Genomic DNA, 17,160 nt, shown 5'->3' on the forward strand with positions numbered 1-17,160 from the left:
TTATTTGATACACACCGCCCGCACCTGGTGCAGATCGGTCACGCCTTGCATCACCTTCTCTATACCATCCTGCTTCAGCGTACGCATCCCCTCATCCAGCGCCACCGCCAACAATTCCGCCACCCGGGCATGCTCCTGGATGCGCTTCTTCACCAGATCCGTCCCCACCAGCAACTCATGCAAGCCCACCCGGCCCTTGTAGCCCGTGCCATTACAGGTATCGCAGCCGACCGGACGATACAGCGTGAACTTGCCATCCTTGCCCGCAAAATCCCGCTTCCACTCCTCCAGCAGCTGCTTCTGCGCCGCCGCCGGGTCTTTCACCCAGCTCGCAGTATGTTTCAGCTCTTCCGCGTACTCGGCGATGATCAGCTTCAGCTCATCCGCCGCCGGCTCATAGGCCGCCTTGCATTTGCTGCACAAGCGCTTGGCCAGCCGTTGCGCCAGGATACCCAGCAGGGCATCGGAGAAATTGAACGGGTCCATCCCCATGTCCAGCAAGCGAATGATGGATTCCGGCGCCGAGTTGGTATGCAAGGTCGCCAGCACCAGGTGGCCCGTCAGCGAGGCCTCGATGCCGATGCTGGTGGTCTCCTTGTCGCGCATTTCACCCACCATGATCACGTCCGGGTCGGCACGCAAGAAGGCCTTCATGGCAGTCGCAAAGTTCAGGCCCGCCTTGGGATTCATCTGCACCTGGCGCAGGCCCTTCTGGGTGATTTCCACCGGGTCTTCCGCCGTCCAGATCTTGGTCTCCGGCGTATTGAGGTATTTGAGCACCGAATGCAGCGTAGTTGTCTTACCCGAGCCGGTCGGGCCGCAGACGAAGAACAGGCCGTAAGGCTTGGAGATCACCGACTTCAGCGTCGCCTCGTTACGCCTGGAGAAACCCATCTTGTCGAGTGGCAGGGGCTCCCCGGAGGCCAGGATACGCATCACCACGTCTTCCATGCCGCCGGCCGTCGGCACCGTCGCCACCCGTAATTCGATATCAAGCGGGCCATACTTCTTGAACTTGATCTTGCCGTCCTGCGGCTTGCGACGCTCGGAGATATCGAGGTCGCACATGATCTTGAGCCGGGTCACGATCGGGTCGCGATAAGCCGATGGCACCTCGATATAGGTTTGCAGCGAACCATCGCGCCGAAAGCGGATCTCGGTCTTCGCCTTGCCTGGGAATGGCTCGATATGGATATCCGAGGCCCCCTGGTTGTAAGCGTCGACGATCACCTTGTTGACCAGCTTCACCAGCTCATTGTCCTGCGCGGCCGACAGAGCCTCATGGCTGATCGTATCGGTATCCTCACCCTCCTCGGTCATGCCGGACAGCAGGTCGCCGATCGAGCCGCTATCGAAACTGCCCTGCGCGCCAAAGAACAGATCCAGCGCCTGCCCAAACTCGGCGTGGCCGCAAACACGGTACAGCACCTTGCGGGCCGGAAACACCTGGCCGACCATGCCGCTGCTGCGCGCCTTCTCCGGATCCGGCGTAATCAGCACGATACCCTCGCGCCCCTCCTCGACCGGCAGCCACTGCACCATCTCGGCGAAATCCCGCTTGATCGGCTTGAGCAGGTCCAGCGGCTTCAGACGATCGGGCTTGAACGGCTCGTAATCCACGCCAAAGAAACGCGCCAGCGACGCACCGATCTGCGCCGGGCCGACCTTGTACTCCTTGAGCAATATCTCCTCGATCTCACACCCCCGCTCGCGTGCTCCCTTGATCGCCAGCTCCAGCTCCGCCGCCGTCAGCACCCCATCGAGCACGAGGTGGTCATACTTGGTCCGAGCCATCAACGGGCTGCCGTGCTGCCGTTGCCGCAAGGCGATCGCCAAGGTCTTGCAAAGATCGACCGCCCCCTTCTCGCTCAGTGGCGGGAAGGGGCGGCCGGCCCGATTATTGATCAGCTGCATCACCCCAATCAGCTCATCGGACTTCTCATCGACGATCGGCACCACCATCATCTGCCTGGTGCGGTAGCCGGTACGCTTGTCGACCTCCTGCAGAAACGCCAGCTGCGGATGCAAAGCACTGAGCTCCGCCTGGTCGTACACATCCTTGATATTCAACAGCTGCTTGCTCATGGCCACATACCCGGCAAGGCTCTGCTCGGACAATGGCAGCTTGATGTCCTTGAAGGAATTGAGCCCGGTCTTGACCTTGGAGACGATCGCGTTGCGCTCCTCGTTCATGACATACACCGTCAACCGGTCGGCATTGAACAACTCACAGATGGGCTGGCTCACCTCCAGCATGATCTCGTCGAGATTGCTGGTCGCATGGATCTTGTTGGTCACCGCCTGCAGATCGCGAATCAGCTGCAGTTCAAGGGTCAGTTCAGGTGCACCTGCAGCAGCTTTGTTCATATGGGCTTCTCAAAAATCCAGTATCTGGCCATTCTTCAGCATACGGGGGCGGAATGCGGCTGCATCCTCGCCGATTTCCTGCATCGTCAATTCCACCTCGCCAGGCTTGAGGTGGGTGATATAGATATCAGCCGGCCGCGTCAGGCGCGCCAACTCGTCCGCCAGCATCGCCGGGCACAGATGGCGGGATGCCTCCGCCAACGCCCGCTCACGATTGCAGAACGCGGTCTCGATGATCAGTGTCTTGAGGTTGGCAATGCTATTGATGACCGGCCAGAAATCGTCGTTGACCGTGGTATCGCCAGAGAACACCAGGCTATGCACACCGGAATCCAGCTGGTACGCCACCGCCGGCACCGTATGCAAGGCCGGCAGCGCCGTCACGGTCAGGTTGGCCTCCACCTTCACGTTCTGGCCCAGCTCAATGGGTACAAACCGCATCCAGGGTGCTGACGCCTCTGGAATCTTGCGAAAATCCGGCCAGATATGCCAGTTGAAAACATGCTGCGACAAGATATCTAGCGTGGACTGGGTGGCATAGACCAGCAAGGGCTTGCTGCGCATTGCGCCTACCGTATCCACCATCAGCGGCAGCATCGCGATATGGTCGAGATGGGAATGGGTCAGAAACAGATGGTCGATCTGGCTCAGCTCGGCCACCGACAGGTCGCCCACCCCTGTGCCGGCATCGATCAGCGTATGACGCCCCGCCAGGAAAGAGGTAGTGCGCATGCCCGCCCCGATCCCGCCGCTGCAGCCGAGTACTTTAAGACGCATGCCCATGCCCCTGCGCCGATCCCCTACTTGCTCTCGAAGTCGTAAACCCCATCCCAGTCCGGCGGAGGCGGCACCTTGCGAAAGGCTGCGATACGGCTAAGGAAGACCGCATACAGACGCGCCTCCCCCACCTGCTTGCCAAGGTTGAGCAGCTGCAATTCGGCCATGTCCCAATCCTGGGCACGGTAGTGCTTGAGCGCAACATGAAATAGATCGACCTCGTTCCTGGACGCTTTATCCAGGCGCTTGCTATCGCCGATAGGCTCATAAATGGTAACGGGGTCGTCGCGTCCCTTGACGCGCACCCGGTCAAGCTCCCGGAACAGCACCCCATCCTTGACCGCCAGGCGTGTCTGCTCGCCGACGATCATGCCCACCCCATAATGCTTGGTCAGCCCCTCCAGCCGGGCCGCCAGGTTTACCGCATCGCCCATGACCGTATACGCCTTGCGTATCTGCGAACCCATGTCGCCCACGGTCATACGGCCAGTATTCACCCCAACCCCGATATACACCTCAGGCCAACCCTTCTGCTTCATGGTCGGCGCCAGCTCGCGCATCGCCCGCTGCATGTCCAGCCCCGCCAGCACCGCATTCTTGGCATGGTCCGGGTCATGGATGGGCGCGCCCCAGAACGCCATGACGCAGTCACCCATATACTTGTCGATGGTCCCAAGGTAGCGGGTACGCACCACATCGGACAGCGTGGTCAGGAACTCATTCATGAAGCGCGTCAGCTCCTTGGGTTCCATGCTCTCCGAGATCGTGGTGAAGCTCCGTACATCGGAGAACAGCACCGTCAGCTCCCGGCTCTGCCCCTCCATCGAATACTTCTCCGGCTCCTCGCTCATCTTCTGCACCAGCTCGGGCGGGACATACTGGCCAAACAGGTTGGCCATCTGCTTCTTGTTGCGTGATTCAAAAAAGTAGCCGTAAGCCATGGATATGGCATATAGCAACATGATAGTCAGCAGCGTGGCCGCCAGTGGCATCGCCAGCCGTGAATATTTCCACAGCGCGAAGTCCGCCGCCGTGACCAGCAGTGCCAGGGCCACCACCAGCAACGTCGCTGGCAAGGGATTCAGCCGCATCAGGGCTACGATCAGGATGCCGCCAACCACGATCAGCAGCAGGAATTCTGCGCCGATCAGGTAATCCGGCTTGGCCGGAAGGCTATTGCCCAGCATGCCAGCGATCAGGTTCGCGTGGATTTCCACCCCGGGGTAGACCGCCTCGACCGGCGCCACCCGCAAGTCATTCAGGCCCGGCGCCGTCGTGCCGATCAGCACCATGCGCCCCGCCAGGTCATCCGCCTTCACCCGGCCATTGAGCACGTCGCTGGCCGACAGGTATTTGAAACTGCGCTGCCCGCCACGGAAAGGCACCAAGGCACTGATCTCCTCGTCCACCGGCAGCAGCAAGGGGCCAACCCTGAGCCACTCCAGCGGTGCGTAGGCACGCAGCGGGGATTCCACGTATTGGGGTTCGATCTTGGGGAAATTCAGATAGGCCCGCACCATGGCCAGGGACAGGGACTCATAGTACTTGCCGTCCTGCTCCACCAGCAGCGCCACCCGCCGCGTTACCCCATCAGGGTCCGGCCGCGGGTTGAAATGCCCAGCCGAGGTTGCCTTGCTCATCAGCACAGGCAGATTGGCACCATAGCCGGTCGCCGGGATCGCCGAAACATTGCGGCCCTTGAACATACCGGCCGGCAGCACCGGCTTGGGTAGCTGGCCGGCCTTGGGTGCATTCGGTTCAAAGCTGAAGTAGTAACCCAGCACCACCGGCTGGCCCTGCAGGCTGTGCGCCAGCACGCCATCGTAGTCCAGGCCAGCCTCCATGCTGGCCAACTGCGCCTGGAACTCGCCGTTGTCCTTGAGTTCATTGGCTGCCAGTTGCTTCAACACCGGCAGGCCGGAACTCACGTCCTTCTCGGCAAAGACAATGTCGAAGCCGACCGCCGCCGCCTTGTAGTCATGGGTCAGCTTGTCGACCAGTCTGGCTACTGTCTTGCGCGGCCAGGGCCACTGGCCGACCTCGGCCAGGCTCTTCTCATCGAGGTCGACAATGACCGTCCGCGGGTCCACGCCGCCGGGCATGGTCAATACCACCCGCGCATCATAGAACCACAGGTCCATCTGCTCCACCAGCCTGGGTCGCCAGGCATGGACGGCATAGCCCAGGAAGAAGGCCAGCACCAACAAGCTCAGCAATAGCTGCAGCCAGTATTTACGGAGGGTTTTCATGCCGGCCTAAGGCGATCGGAGCTATTTATAGAAAAATTCCATCTTGACCCCGGCCAGCTCGATGACCGCCTTGTCCTGCAGCACCTCGGCGTGCACGCCGATCTCCTTGCCATTGACCAGGGGATGGGTGGGGCCTTCGACATGGGTAATGAAATAGCCGGTGGGCCGCTTGGTGATGATCGCCACCTGCACGCCCGGCTTGCCCAGGGAGGTCAGGTTCTTCACCAGGTCCAGCGTCTTGCCGGCGTTACCGCCGCTCAGGACCTTGATCGCACCTTGCTTGGCATCGGCCGCATCGCCGACTGACGTAGGCAGGGGCTGGGTGTCCTCCACGGCTGTCGGCTTGGGTGCGCTCGGGGGCGGCACAAAGGCCGGCTCGGTATGAGCGGTCAACGACGAAGTCGCCGCGGGCGCTGTCGGCTTGATCGCACCGGGCCGTATCACCATGGTCTTGTCGAAGTCTGCCGGCACGCCGACCTTGGCCGAGCCTTCGCTGACATACTTGAGCTTGTACTTGCCCATCTCGATCATGTCGCCGTCCTGCAGCATCTGGCGCTTGATGACCTGGCCGTTGATCTGGGTGCCATTGGTACTGTCGAGGTCTTCCAGGAACACATCCGAGCCGATCACGTCGACACGCGCGTGCGCGCCCGACACCGCCAGATTGTCGATCTGCAGATCATTGTGCGGCTTGCGCCCGATGCTGACGCTGCTCTTTTCCAGCTTGTACTCGCGCAGCACCATGCCGTCGAGGCTGAGTATCAATAGGGCCATGTGTTCTTCCTTCTTAAATCAGCCCGCCAGCCAGCCAAACAGGCGGGACCAGAGGCTACGCTCGGCAGCAAAACCACGGATGATGCGTATCAGTATGACGGAAACATTGTCCCGCCCACCATTGTCATTGGCCATCTGCACCAGTTGTTCCGCTGCCAGCGGCAGGTTGTTGGGCAAGGTACTCAGTACCAGCGCGATATCGGGATCGTCGATCATGTCGTTCAGACCGTCCGAGCACAGCAAATAGAGATCCCCCACCCTGACTTCATAGTCATTGAGTTCGGGATCCAGCTGCGGATCGATCCCCACGGCCCGCGTCACCAGGTTCTTGTTCTGCGAACGCCGGGCCTCGTCTTCGGTGATCAAACCGCTGTCGAGCTGCTCCTGAAGCAAGGAATGGTCCCGCGTGAGGGCAACGAACTCGCCAGCCCGCATTCGGTACAGGCGGGAGTCGCCGACATGGGCCACCGTCAAGCGGTTGTCGTACAGCATGGTAGCCACCAGGGTCGTCCCCATGCCCGCACACTGGGGCTGGCTCTGTGCCGTCTGGAAAATCGCCAGATTGGCCTTTTCGATCTCCAGCCGAAGAATACGGTGCGCCGCCGGCTTGCCGCTCATGGCCTCCGGTATGTGGGGAGGTACCACGTCGATGGCGGCAGCAATACCCTGCGCCAGCAAGGTGGTGGCGATGCCACTGGCCACTTCTCCTGCGTTATAGCCCCCCATGCCATCAGCCAATATGGCCAGGCCATAATTGGCATCGTAGGAGATCGAATCCTCGTTATGGCCCCGCACCATGCCGGCATCGGTCATGCCGTGTATCTCGATGGAATGCGCTAGCGTCCTCATGGCGTTCCCTTACCGCTTGCGAGACAGCGCTTCAGCGCATCGGCAAACTCCTGGCCAGTCTGGAAGCGTTCATCGGCATTTTTGCGCAATGATTTCTCAATTACGGCAGCCAGACGGTCCGGGATATTGGGATTCAGCTCCTTCGGACCGGTAAAGGGTTCATTGGCAATCCGGAACATCAGCTCGGCCATCGACTCGCCCTTGAACGGCAAGGTCCCCACGCTCATCTGGTAAAGCATGACACCCAGGCTGAACAGATCGGAACGCCCGTCGATCTTCTTGCCGCTCAATTGTTCAGGCGACATGTAGCTCGGCGTCCCCAGCACCATCCCGGTCTTGGTCTTACTCGAATCGGTAATCCGCGCAATGCCGAAGTCGGTCACCTTGACCACCTTGGTATCCAACTCGTACATGATGTTGGCCGGCTTGATGTCACGGTGCGCCACATGCTGCTTGTGGGCATAGTCGAGCGCTTCCGCCGTCTTGATCACCACGTGGACCACTTCCGGCAGCGGCAGCAGGTGCCCCGGCTTGGTATACGGCGCCAGGTCCTTGCCCTTGAGGAACTCCATGGCGATATATGCCAGGTCATGCTCCTCGCCCGCGTCATAGATGGTGACGATATTGGGGTGATTCAGCCGTCCGGCGGTTTCCGCCTCCCGGAAGAAACGGCTGCGCGCCTCCTCCAGCTCGTCCGCCTCGAACTCCTGGCTCAGGGCCATGGTCTTGATCGCCACCACCCGGCCGATCTTGGGGTCACGCCCGAGATAGACCACCCCCATCGCGCCCTTGCCCAGCTCCTTCTCGACCTGATACCGACCCAGCATCGGCTTTTCGATATCACCACTGTCGAGCACCAGGGTGCTGGCATTGCTCTTGTTGCTGCCGCCACCCAACATCACGGTTTCCGACATCTGCTTGGCGCGGTTGAGCTTGCTGGCCAGATCCTTGAACTTGGGGTTGAACTCGGCCATGTAACGATAGACCGCCTCGGCCTTGTTGAACTGCCGCTTGCGTTCGAAATCCAGCGCCAGGTTGTACAGCGTGTCCATCATGGTCTCGTCCATCGGCACCTTGCGGAACTTGTCGAACGCCATATCCAGCTGACCCTGTCCCTGGAAGGCCAGACCCAGCATGCGGTTGGATTCCGCTGCGCCAAGCTCGGACTGCTCCTTACCGCGTTCTGTCAGGAGGTAGCGCTTGGTCGTCAGGATCAGGTGCCCCACGATCAGCAAAGCCGCCGGCGTCATCATCTCCAGCCACACGAGCTTGCTGCTCATCAGTACGAACTGGGTCGCAATCAGCAGGACGAACAACACCCCGGTGACGATGGCGCCCTGCCCGGCGTTGAGGCGCGGCAGCAACGCCACCAGATAGGCCGCCACCAGCAGCGACAGGAACAACTTCAGGTAATAGCCCCAGGTCGGGACGGTGAAGTAGTCCTGCTGCAGGATGCTTGACACCGTATGCGCCAGTACCTCCACGGGCGCCATGGCTGGTGAAGTCGGCGTCACGAAGCTCGACCCCACCCCCGCGGCCGTCGCCCCGATCAGCACGATCTTGTCCCGATACTTCTCTACCGGAATCTTGCCGCTGGCCACATCGTAGAAGGCATCGGTCGCAATCGCCGGCTTGTCGCCCTGCGACTTGTAGAAATACGGATAGAACGAGGAATAGGGCGTCGTATGCAGCGTGATGCCGCCGAACTGCACCGACTGCCCGAAACGGGTCACGATCTGTTGCGGCCCCAGGTTCAGACTACGGGCTGCTGCCTGCAGCGCCAAAGAAGGATAGAGCTGGTCGAAGTAGCGCATGACCAGGATTTCCTCGCGCACTACACCATCCACATCCGGCACGGCCGTCAGGTGGCCGATGCCCGCCACCTTGTCGCCTATCCGCGCGATCGGCACGATCATGCCCTTGGTCGCCACCGGCAGGCCGTTGTTGGTATCGCCGTTCGCCTCGACCTCATTCTTCTGCACATAGGCCGGCGGCTCGCGATCCGGGTTGCCTTGCGGCTCGCCCTTTTCCAGCAGCATGGGTACCAGCACATTGCCGGCCTTGCCGATGCTGTCGGCCAATTGCGCATCCACATCCAGCTTCTGTGCCGCCTCTTCCAGCAAGGCGCCAAAACGATCATTGCCCGCACGGGCACCGCCAGCTTCGGGCGCTAGCTCGCCGTCGCTGCTACCCTGCTGCTTGCGATAGAGATCCAGCAACTGCTTGATATAGGTGGCGCCCTTGTCCTGCTGCGGCTCGGTGAAGAACACCGTGCTGACGATCAACTTGGGATTGGCAGCGGCCAGCTTGTCGATGAACTGGGCGTGGATGTCGCGCGACCAGGGCCAGCGCCCGATATTGTCGAGGCTCTGCTGATCGATGGCGATGATGGCAATACGGTCACTCGGGGTGCGATTGGTCAGGCTGACGCCGCTGTCATAGGCCTTGCGCTCCAGTCCGGCGAGCAGGTTGGTGCTGACGCCCACAAGGGCGAAAGCCACGACAACCGCAATACCGACGAACCAATCGGCCTTCCAAAAAGCACTTTTCATTCTTTCTCCCATGCCCGCGCACCTTTCGGGTTGTAGGAAGAGTAGTTGGCAATACCATTCAACGCTAGCCCACAGGCCGTTTTACGACGTGAAAAGTGTACTTTTCGGCGCATCTGGGCTAACTCGTTGACGTCAACAGATGCAGCGCTGCAATTTTCTTGCTGAACATGCGCCACGCGTCGGGATGGTATTCCTCAAGATGGCGATAATCCCGCTGCCAGCCAAAAAGCTCGACCACCTGCCCGGTGAAATCCGCCGGCACCGGCTCGAATTCGGAGAGGCCCACCATCAGCTCGGCCTCGAACAGATGCCGCACATCCACATTGATCAGCAGGTCCCCGTCGAGCAGGCGTCGCAACTCCTCCCCCGCTGTGCGTTCGCTGCCGAGCTCGGCCAGGTTAAGCAACTGGTCCACCGCCTCAAGCGCATCCGCCTCCAGCAGCCGCAAGCGGAGCCACTCCACGGTCTTCGGATCCTTCTCCGCCAGCCAGTTACCTGGCTCGGCCCAGCCGAACAGTTGTAGCGCAGCCCGCAGGAAATCATCATGGTTGGCCGCGATATCGCAACACACCCACAGCATCCCGTCCTCGAACAAACGCCAGACCACTGGGTCCCGGGTGTCAGCGTTGCGCAGGCCAAATGCATCCAGCGTCGCATCCAGCGCCGCCATGGCCTCGTCGCGCGTGCCTTGTTCGTTGAGCTCGGCCAGCTTCTCGATGTGCGGTCGCAAGCGCTGCTCCGCCTCGATCTCGCGGGCATCTCGCTCACCCTCCGCCTCCGCCGGCACGGGCGGTTGTTGGGTCAGCTCCACCGCTTGCCACAAGGCCGCTTCGAAGGCCTGGCGCAAACGCTGGAAAGCCTCGGCATCATCCTCAGGCCGGGTCGTCTTGAGCAGACGGGCATAAGCGCGCTTGATTTCGCGCTCATCCGCCGTCGGCGCCATGCCCAGCACCGCCCAGCAATCCGGCCGCGTCATAGCCAGCCCTCGCCTTCCAGCTCATCCAGCATCTGCTTCAGCTCCTTGCGCCCGGTGTTGATTGCTTCCTCATCCTGCTGCTCCAGCAGTGCCAGGAAGTGCGCGCTGGCCTGCGACACCCACTGCCGCTGCTCGCCCAGCGATTGCTGGAACAGGCGGTCGGCCCGGGCCAGCAGTTGGGCATTGGGCAACAGTTCACGCGGATGGATCTTGAGCTTGGCCAGCGCCGCCAAGCGCTCCTCGATCTGCGCCGGGGTCAGCACGCCCGGGTTGTCTTCGATCACCAGCCGGTGCTTCTCGCCCGTCTCGGCCACCGTCATTTCTGCTTCCAGCAGACCGTTCACGTCATAGGTAAAGCGCACCGCCACGCTGATCTGCCCGGCCGGCCGCGGTGGCACCCCGATGGTGATGTCACCGAGGAAGATATTGTCCTTCACCAGCCGGCTTTCACCCTGGAAGATGCTGACATGCAGCGCCGCCTGGTTGTCGACGATGGTATTGACCGTCTGCTCACGCGAGATCGGCACCACCGAATTACGTTCGATGATAGGCAGGTAGAAGCCCGGCTGGAACTTGCCCGGCCCAAGCTGCTCGCTGACCTCGATACCGAGCGAGTAAGGGCAGACATCGGTCATCACCACTTCGTTGAGCGTGATATCCCGCGCCTTCAGGCCGGCCATCACCGCCGCCCCGCGCGCCACCACCTCATCCGGGTTAAGATTCATCGCCGGCATGCGGCCAAACAGCTTGGCCACCAGCTTGCGCACCATGGGCATGCGGGTGGCGCCGCCCGCGAGCACGATCTGGTCAAGATCAATCGCTTTCAGCCGCGCGTCGCGCAAGGCCTTCTCGATCGGCTCACGCAAGCGCTTAAGCAAAGGCTCGCACAGCTTCTGGAAGGTCGGCTCGTCCACCTCCCAGCTCAGCAGCTCCCCGGCATGCGTCAGCTCGAAGCGTATCGCCTCGCTGCCACTCAACGAGCGCTTGGCCTGCTCGGCCTGCTTGCGCAGGGTCTGATAGACCGCCGGGTCGGCCTGCTTGTCATCCAGGCCGTGTCGCTTACCGACTTGCTCGATGAAACCATCGATCAGCGCCTCGCTGAAATCCTCGCCCCCCAGGAAGTTGTCCCCGGCCGACGCCCGCACCTCCATGACCCCCTCGAACAATTCGAGGATGGAAATATCAAAGGTGCCCCCGCCCAGGTCAAACACCAGGAATCGACTTTCCGGCTCATTCGTGTGCAGACCATAGGCCAGCGCCGCCGCCGTCGGCTCATTGACCAGCCGCTCAACCTGTAAGCCCGCCAGTTGGCCGGCGATACGGGTCGCCTTGCGCTGCGCATCGCTGAAATAAGCCGGCACCGTGATCACCGCCTCGGTCACCGGCTCGCCCAGATAGCGCTCGGCGTCCTCCTTGAGCGAGCGCAGCACCAGCGCCGACAGCTCCTCAGGCCGGAAATCCTGCTGCCCCAACCGGGCCTGCCGGTCGGAGCCCATATAGCGCTTGAACACCGACGTCGTCAGTTGCGGATGGGTAATCAGTCGCTCTCGCGCCGCCAAACCCACCAGCACAGCGCCGGCATCATCCAGGCCCACCACGGAGGGTGTCAGGTTGTGGCCCAGGGCATTGGGAATGATGTGGGCCTGCCCGTCGCGCCATACGGCAACAAGGCTATTGGTCGTACCCAGGTCGATACCGATGATCATGTCACTTCAATGCCTGAAATCTGGAGTTAAGCCAGCTATTTTACGACATGACGATGCAATGGCAGCAGAGAACCTGTAGCCTCACCCGGCTTGTTCGTCTTTTTTGAATGAAATCTTGAAAAAGCTCCGCTATCGTCGCCGGGAACTCAGTCCAATAATGCAGGCCAATGAACAAGGTCACTGACCAATTCGCCAGAAAGGTATCCCGCCAAATGGTAACCAAATACACGCTTCCCGCCCGGCTACTGCACTGGTTGATCGCACTTGGCATTTTCGTCGCCTTTGGCATCGCCCTTACGGTCGACGGCATGCCCTTCAGCATGACCAAGCTCAAGCTGATCAACTATCACAAATGGGTCGGCATCGCCGTGCTCGCCCTCGTCGCGCTGCGGCTGCTCTGGCGCCTTGGCCACCGCCCCCCGCCGACCAATGCGCGGATGGCACCGTGGGAAAAACTGGTGGCCGCCGCCACCCAGGGCCTGCTGTACCTGCTGATGTTTGGCGTGCCGCTGGGCGGCTGGCTGTACTCCTCGGCCAAGGGCTACCCGGTGGTCTGGCTGGGCTTGGTCCCGCTGCCCAACCTGATGGAAAAGAACGAAGCACTGGCTGATCTCATCAAAGAGATACACGGCGCCGGCGGCTGGGTCATCATCATCCTGTCCCTGCTGCATGCGGCCGCGGCCCTCAGGCACCATTTCATCAAGCACGACGACACGCTGAAACGAATGCTCTGAATCCGCGTCTCAGCCCGTCCACCCTTACCACCCCTTGTTGCCGTTAGCCCTCTGGAGCTTCGATTACATGAAAAAAGTCCTCATCCCCCTGGCCCTGCTAGCCACCGTCGGCGCCGCACAGGCAGCACCGGCTGATGCCGCCAAAAGTTCGGTCAAGTTTGTCTTCACCCAGATGAACGTACCGGTCGAAGGTCACTTCAAGAAATTCGCCGCCGACATCGCTTTCGACGGCGCCAAGCCGGAAACCGGCAAGGTCAGCATCGCCGTCGAACTCGCCAGCACCGACGCCGGCAGTGGCGATGCCAACCAGGCCGTGCAGATGAAGGAATGGTTCAATACTGCCGCCTTCCCCAAGGCCACCTTTACCGCGAGCCAGTTCAAGGCACTCGGTGGCGGCAAGTTCCAGGCCATCGGCCAGTTCGGCCTCAAGGGCAAGGCGGCCAGCCTGACCGTCCCGTTCACCGTTCGTCCTGAAGGCAACGGTCAATGGTTCGAAGGCGCCTTCCCGCTGTCGCGCCTCGCCTGGAAGGTCGGCGAAGGCGAATGGGCCGATGTCGGTGCCGTAGCCGACGCGGTCCAGGTCAAGTTCAAGCTGTTCGTACCCAAGTAAGCATCTGTAAACCGGTCAGTGTCCAGAATGGGCCCGACCATCAAACCCACCCATGCTGCAAACCTTTTGACGGAGCTAATCCAATGCAAACCAAGTTGATCGCCACCCTGATCGCCGCCGGCCTGTCGGCTGCCTCGTTCGCCGCCACCGAGAAGTTCGTGCTGGACAGCACCCACACCTACCCCAGCTTCGAGATCAACCACCTCGGCTTCTCGATCACCCGCGGCATGTTCAAGGACACCGAAGGCACGCTGGATCTGGATCGTGCAGCCAAGAGCGGCAAGCTCGAAGCCACCATCAAAACCACTTCGCTGGAAACCGGCTTCGACAAGCGTGACGAACACCTGAAGGGCAAGGATTTCTTCAACGTCGCTGAATTCCCGACCGCCGTGGTCAAGGCCGACAAGTTCAGCTTCGACGGCGAAAAGCCGGTCAAGGCCGAAGGCACCCTGACCCTGCTGGGCGTGACCAAGCCGGTCAGCCTGACCATCACCCCGCTCAAGTGCGATATGCGCATGGGCAAGGACTTCGTCTGCGGCGCCGACGTTGCCGCCGTGATCAAGCGCAGCGAATGGGGCATGAAGGCCTACGTTCCCTTCGTCGGCGACGAAGTGAAGATCGCCGTCCAGGTCGAAGCCATCAAGCAGAAGTAATCCTGCCTGAGGCCTACGCCAACAAAAAACCCGCCATTGGCGGGTTTTTTGTTGGGCAACAGGCATCGCTCAGATTGAGAAGTCTTCGCTGAACACCCGAACCGAACGCGGCCGGATATAGACCCGTTCGCCGGCTGCGTAGCGTTGGGTCGAATACGCATCGCGGCTCAACTCCGCCTCGACCGGATCCCCGTTCTCCAGGCTCAGTTCCAGCCGGACCACCGAGCCGATGGCCCGCACATGGTCGACCTTGGCCGGCAGCGCCTGACCGCTGGGCTCGCGCAACAGTTCGATATCGTGCGGCCGCACATAGGCTATGGCCGCGTCACCCGCCGGGCCGGCATGGCCCACATCGGCAAAGCCGCCATGCACCCGGCTGTGGAACAGGTTCACATCGCCAAGGAACTGGTACACGAACGGCGTCGCCGGCGTGTCGTAGACCTGCTCGGGCGTACCGACCTGCTCGATCCGGCCCTTGTTCATCACCACCACCCGATCAGCCACTTCCAGCGCCTCTTCCTGGTCATGGGTCACGAACACCGAAGTGACATGCACCTCCTCATGCAGGCGCTTGAGCCAGCGGCGCAATTCCTTGCGCACCTTGGTGTCGAGCGCACCAAACGGTTCGTCCAGCAGCAACACCTTTGGCTCCACCGCCAGCGCCCGGGCCAGCGCGATCCGCTGCCGCTGGCCACCGGACAACTGCGCCGGATACCGGTCCGCCAGCCAGTCCAACTGCACCAGGTTCAACAGTTCGTGTACCCGCCGCTTGATCTCCCTGTCGGTCGGCCGGGTGTGCTTGGGTCGTACGCGCAGGCCGAACGCCACGTTCTCGAACACGGTCATGTGCCGGAACAGCGCGTAGTGCTGGAACACAAAGCCGACTTGCCGTTCCCGTACATGGGTACTGGTCGTGTCCTCTCCGTGGAACAGGATCTGACCACTGTCTGGCGTCTCCAGCCCGGCAATGATGCGAAGCAGCGTGGTTTTGCCGCAGCCGGACGGCCCCAGCAAGGCCAGCAGCTCGCCGGTCTCGACCTTGAGGTTGACATCATGCAGCGCGGTGAAGGCACCAAACTGCTTGGCGATGGCGTTGATTTCAATACTCATCTCATGCTCTCTCTGCTCGGCGTGCAGGTGTGGGGCCTGCAGACGCGAATGCTGGCGCAGCCAGCCGGGTCATTCGTCAAATACTGCAGCGCGGTCGGCCGCCATCTGTCGTTCGGCCTGCCACTCCACCCAGGTCTTGGCCACCAGCGTGACCAGGGCCAACAACGCCAGGACCGAGGCGCAGGCGAAAGCCGCGACAAAGTTGTATTCGTTGTAAAGAATTTCCACGTGCAGGGGGATCGTGTTGGTCATGCCGCGGATATGGCCCGACACCACGCTCACCGCCCCGAACTCACCCATGGCCCGCGCATTGCACAGGATCACCCCGTACAGCAGACCCCATTTGATATTGGGTAACGTGATCTTCCAGAACATCTGCCAGCCACTGGCACCCAGCACCATAGCCGCCTGCTCCTCCTCCGTGCCCTGAGCCTCCATCAGAGGAATCAGCTCACGCGCCACGAAGGGGAATGTCACGAACACAGTCGCGAGCACGATTCCGGGCACGGCAAAGATGATCTTGACGTCATGGGCCTGCAGCCAGGGGCCCAGCCAGCCCTGCGCACCAAAGATCAGGACATAGACCAGACCGGCCACCACCGGCGACACCGAAAACGGCAGGTCGATCAAGGTGATCAGTACGCTCTTGCCCTTGAAGTCGAACTTGGCGATGGACCAGGCTGCAGCCACCCCGAACACCAGGTTGAGCGGCACCGAGATCAGCGCTGCGATCAGCGTCAGCTTCACCGCTGCCAGGGCATCGGCATCCTGCAGCGATTGCCAGTACAGATCCCAGCCCTTCTTCAGCGCCTCGGTGAATACCGACGCCAGCGGTACCAGCAGGAAGAACGCCAGGAAGGCGAGTGCGCCGCCGATCAGCAGCCAGCGCACCCAGCGGGATTCCGTCGTGGCGATCGAGCGTTGCGCGGTATTCACTTGATGCATGTCCGCCTCACTTGCGCATGCCGTGGCGGCGCGCATGCCACCACTGGATCAGGTTGATGATGAGGATGAGCCCGAACGAGATTACCAGCATGACGGTCGCAATCGCCGTCGCGCCGGTATAGTCATACTGCTCCAGCTTGCCGATGATCAGCAGTGGGGCAATCTCCGATTCCATCGGGATATTGCCGGCGATGAAGATCACCGAGCCGTACTCCCCGATCGCGCGGGCGAACGCCAGCGTAAAGCCGGTCAACAGGGCCGGCATGGCGGCCGGGAAGATGATCTTGCGGAAGGTCTGCCAGCGATTGGCGCCCAGGCAAGCGGCCGCCTCTTCCAGCTCGGCCTCCAGGTCCTGCAGCACCGGCTGCACCGTGCGGACCACGAAGGGCAGGCCGATGAAGGTCAACGCCACCACCACCCCCAGCGGCTTGAAGGCCACCTGGATACCCAGCGGGGCCAGCCAGGAGCCGATCCAGCCATTGGGTGCGTACAGATTGGTCAGGGCAATGCCCGCCACCGCAGTCGGCAGCGCGAACGGCAGGTCCACCAGCGCATCGACCAGCCGTTTGCCAGGAAAGCGATAGCGCACCAGCACCCAGGCCACCAGCAGCCCGGCGAACAGGTTGATCAAGGCCGCCAGCAAGCTGGCGCCAAAGGTCAGCTTGTAGGCCGCCAGCACACGCTCGGTCGTCACCACATGCCAGAACTCGGCCAGGCTCAGGTTGCTGGTCTTGATGATCAGCGCCGACAGCGGGATCAGCACGATCAGGCAGAGGTAGACAAGGGTGTAGCCAAACGCCAGGCCGAAGCCCGGCAGCACACTGGGTTGTTTGAAGCGCATCGTGGCCAAAGAGGAAA

At 61.5% G+C, this 17,160-nt stretch carries 14 protein-coding genes; 3 read left to right on the forward strand and 11 right to left on the reverse strand.

What is annotated here, in order from left to right:
- The 8 genes from ACYVHK_RS24155 to ACYVHK_RS24190 form a co-directional block, all read right to left on the reverse strand.
- Positions 1 to 2,367 (reverse strand): ATPase, T2SS/T4P/T4SS family, encoded by a 2,367-nt coding sequence (locus tag ACYVHK_RS24155; protein WP_460537535.1) that lies wholly within the window; start codon positions 2,365 to 2,367, stop codon positions 1 to 3.
- A gap of 9 nt (positions 2,368 to 2,376) precedes the next feature.
- Complete coding sequence (locus ACYVHK_RS24160) at positions 2,377 to 3,099, reverse strand: 3',5'-cyclic-nucleotide phosphodiesterase (RefSeq protein WP_460537537.1); 723 nt, start codon at positions 3,097 to 3,099, stop codon at positions 2,377 to 2,379.
- A 68-nt stretch (positions 3,100 to 3,167) separates the two neighbouring features.
- Positions 3,168 to 5,393: a CHASE2 domain-containing protein gene (locus ACYVHK_RS24165; protein ID WP_460537539.1), complete on the reverse strand. Its 2,226-nt coding sequence runs from the start codon at positions 5,391 to 5,393 to the stop codon at positions 3,168 to 3,170.
- 21 nt (positions 5,394 to 5,414) lie between these two features.
- Positions 5,415 to 6,167, reverse strand: coding sequence for an FHA domain-containing protein (locus ACYVHK_RS24170; RefSeq protein ID WP_460537541.1), 753 nt, complete (start codon positions 6,165 to 6,167; stop codon positions 5,415 to 5,417).
- Positions 6,168 to 6,185: 18 nt separating this feature from the next.
- Complete coding sequence (locus tag ACYVHK_RS24175; RefSeq protein ID WP_460537543.1) at positions 6,186 to 7,016, reverse strand: PP2C family protein-serine/threonine phosphatase; 831 nt, start codon at positions 7,014 to 7,016, stop codon at positions 6,186 to 6,188.
- The gene (locus tag ACYVHK_RS24180) at positions 7,013 to 9,568 is read right to left on the reverse strand and encodes a CHASE2 domain-containing serine/threonine-protein kinase (protein ID WP_460537545.1); all 2,556 of its coding nucleotides are present in this window, start codon (positions 9,566 to 9,568) and stop codon (positions 7,013 to 7,015) included. Before ACYVHK_RS24180 ends, ACYVHK_RS24175 begins: the two co-directional genes overlap by 4 nt.
- A gap of 118 nt (positions 9,569 to 9,686) precedes the next feature.
- Positions 9,687 to 10,544: a J domain-containing protein gene (locus tag ACYVHK_RS24185; protein WP_460537547.1), complete on the reverse strand. Its 858-nt coding sequence runs from the start codon at positions 10,542 to 10,544 to the stop codon at positions 9,687 to 9,689.
- On the reverse strand, positions 10,541 to 12,250 hold the full coding sequence (locus ACYVHK_RS24190; protein ID WP_460537549.1) for an Hsp70 family protein: 1,710 nt from the start codon (positions 12,248 to 12,250) through the stop codon (positions 10,541 to 10,543). Before ACYVHK_RS24190 ends, ACYVHK_RS24185 begins: the two co-directional genes overlap by 4 nt.
- A gap of 212 nt (positions 12,251 to 12,462) precedes the next feature.
- On the opposite strand from ACYVHK_RS24190, the gene ACYVHK_RS24195 reads away from it, so the two are divergent.
- The 3 genes from ACYVHK_RS24195 (at position 12,463) to ACYVHK_RS24205 (ending at position 14,247) form a co-directional block, all read left to right on the forward strand.
- Positions 12,463 to 12,984, forward strand: a complete 522-nt coding sequence (locus ACYVHK_RS24195) for a cytochrome b (RefSeq protein WP_460537551.1) — start codon at positions 12,463 to 12,465, stop codon at positions 12,982 to 12,984.
- A 67-nt stretch (positions 12,985 to 13,051) separates the two neighbouring features.
- Positions 13,052 to 13,594, forward strand: coding sequence for a YceI family protein (locus ACYVHK_RS24200; RefSeq protein ID WP_460537553.1), 543 nt, complete (start codon positions 13,052 to 13,054; stop codon positions 13,592 to 13,594).
- A gap of 83 nt (positions 13,595 to 13,677) precedes the next feature.
- Positions 13,678 to 14,247, forward strand: a complete 570-nt coding sequence (locus ACYVHK_RS24205) for a YceI family protein (protein WP_460537555.1) — start codon at positions 13,678 to 13,680, stop codon at positions 14,245 to 14,247.
- A gap of 69 nt (positions 14,248 to 14,316) precedes the next feature.
- Here ACYVHK_RS24205 and ACYVHK_RS24210 read toward each other — a convergent pair whose 3' ends face one another.
- The 3 genes from ACYVHK_RS24210 to cysT form a co-directional block, all read right to left on the reverse strand.
- Positions 14,317 to 15,357: a sulfate/molybdate ABC transporter ATP-binding protein gene (locus ACYVHK_RS24210; protein ID WP_460537557.1), complete on the reverse strand. Its 1,041-nt coding sequence runs from the start codon at positions 15,355 to 15,357 to the stop codon at positions 14,317 to 14,319.
- A 69-nt stretch (positions 15,358 to 15,426) separates the two neighbouring features.
- A complete protein-coding gene (cysW, locus tag ACYVHK_RS24215) occupies positions 15,427 to 16,302 on the reverse strand; it encodes a sulfate ABC transporter permease (protein ID WP_460537559.1) in 876 nt (291 codons plus the stop codon).
- A 7-nt stretch (positions 16,303 to 16,309) separates the two neighbouring features.
- The gene (cysT, locus tag ACYVHK_RS24220) at positions 16,310 to 17,143 is read right to left on the reverse strand and encodes an ABC transporter permease (RefSeq protein WP_460537561.1); all 834 of its coding nucleotides are present in this window, start codon (positions 17,141 to 17,143) and stop codon (positions 16,310 to 16,312) included.
- Between the last annotated feature and the right edge of the window lie 17 nt (positions 17,144 to 17,160).

The organism is Chitinimonas naiadis (assembly GCF_054780835.1).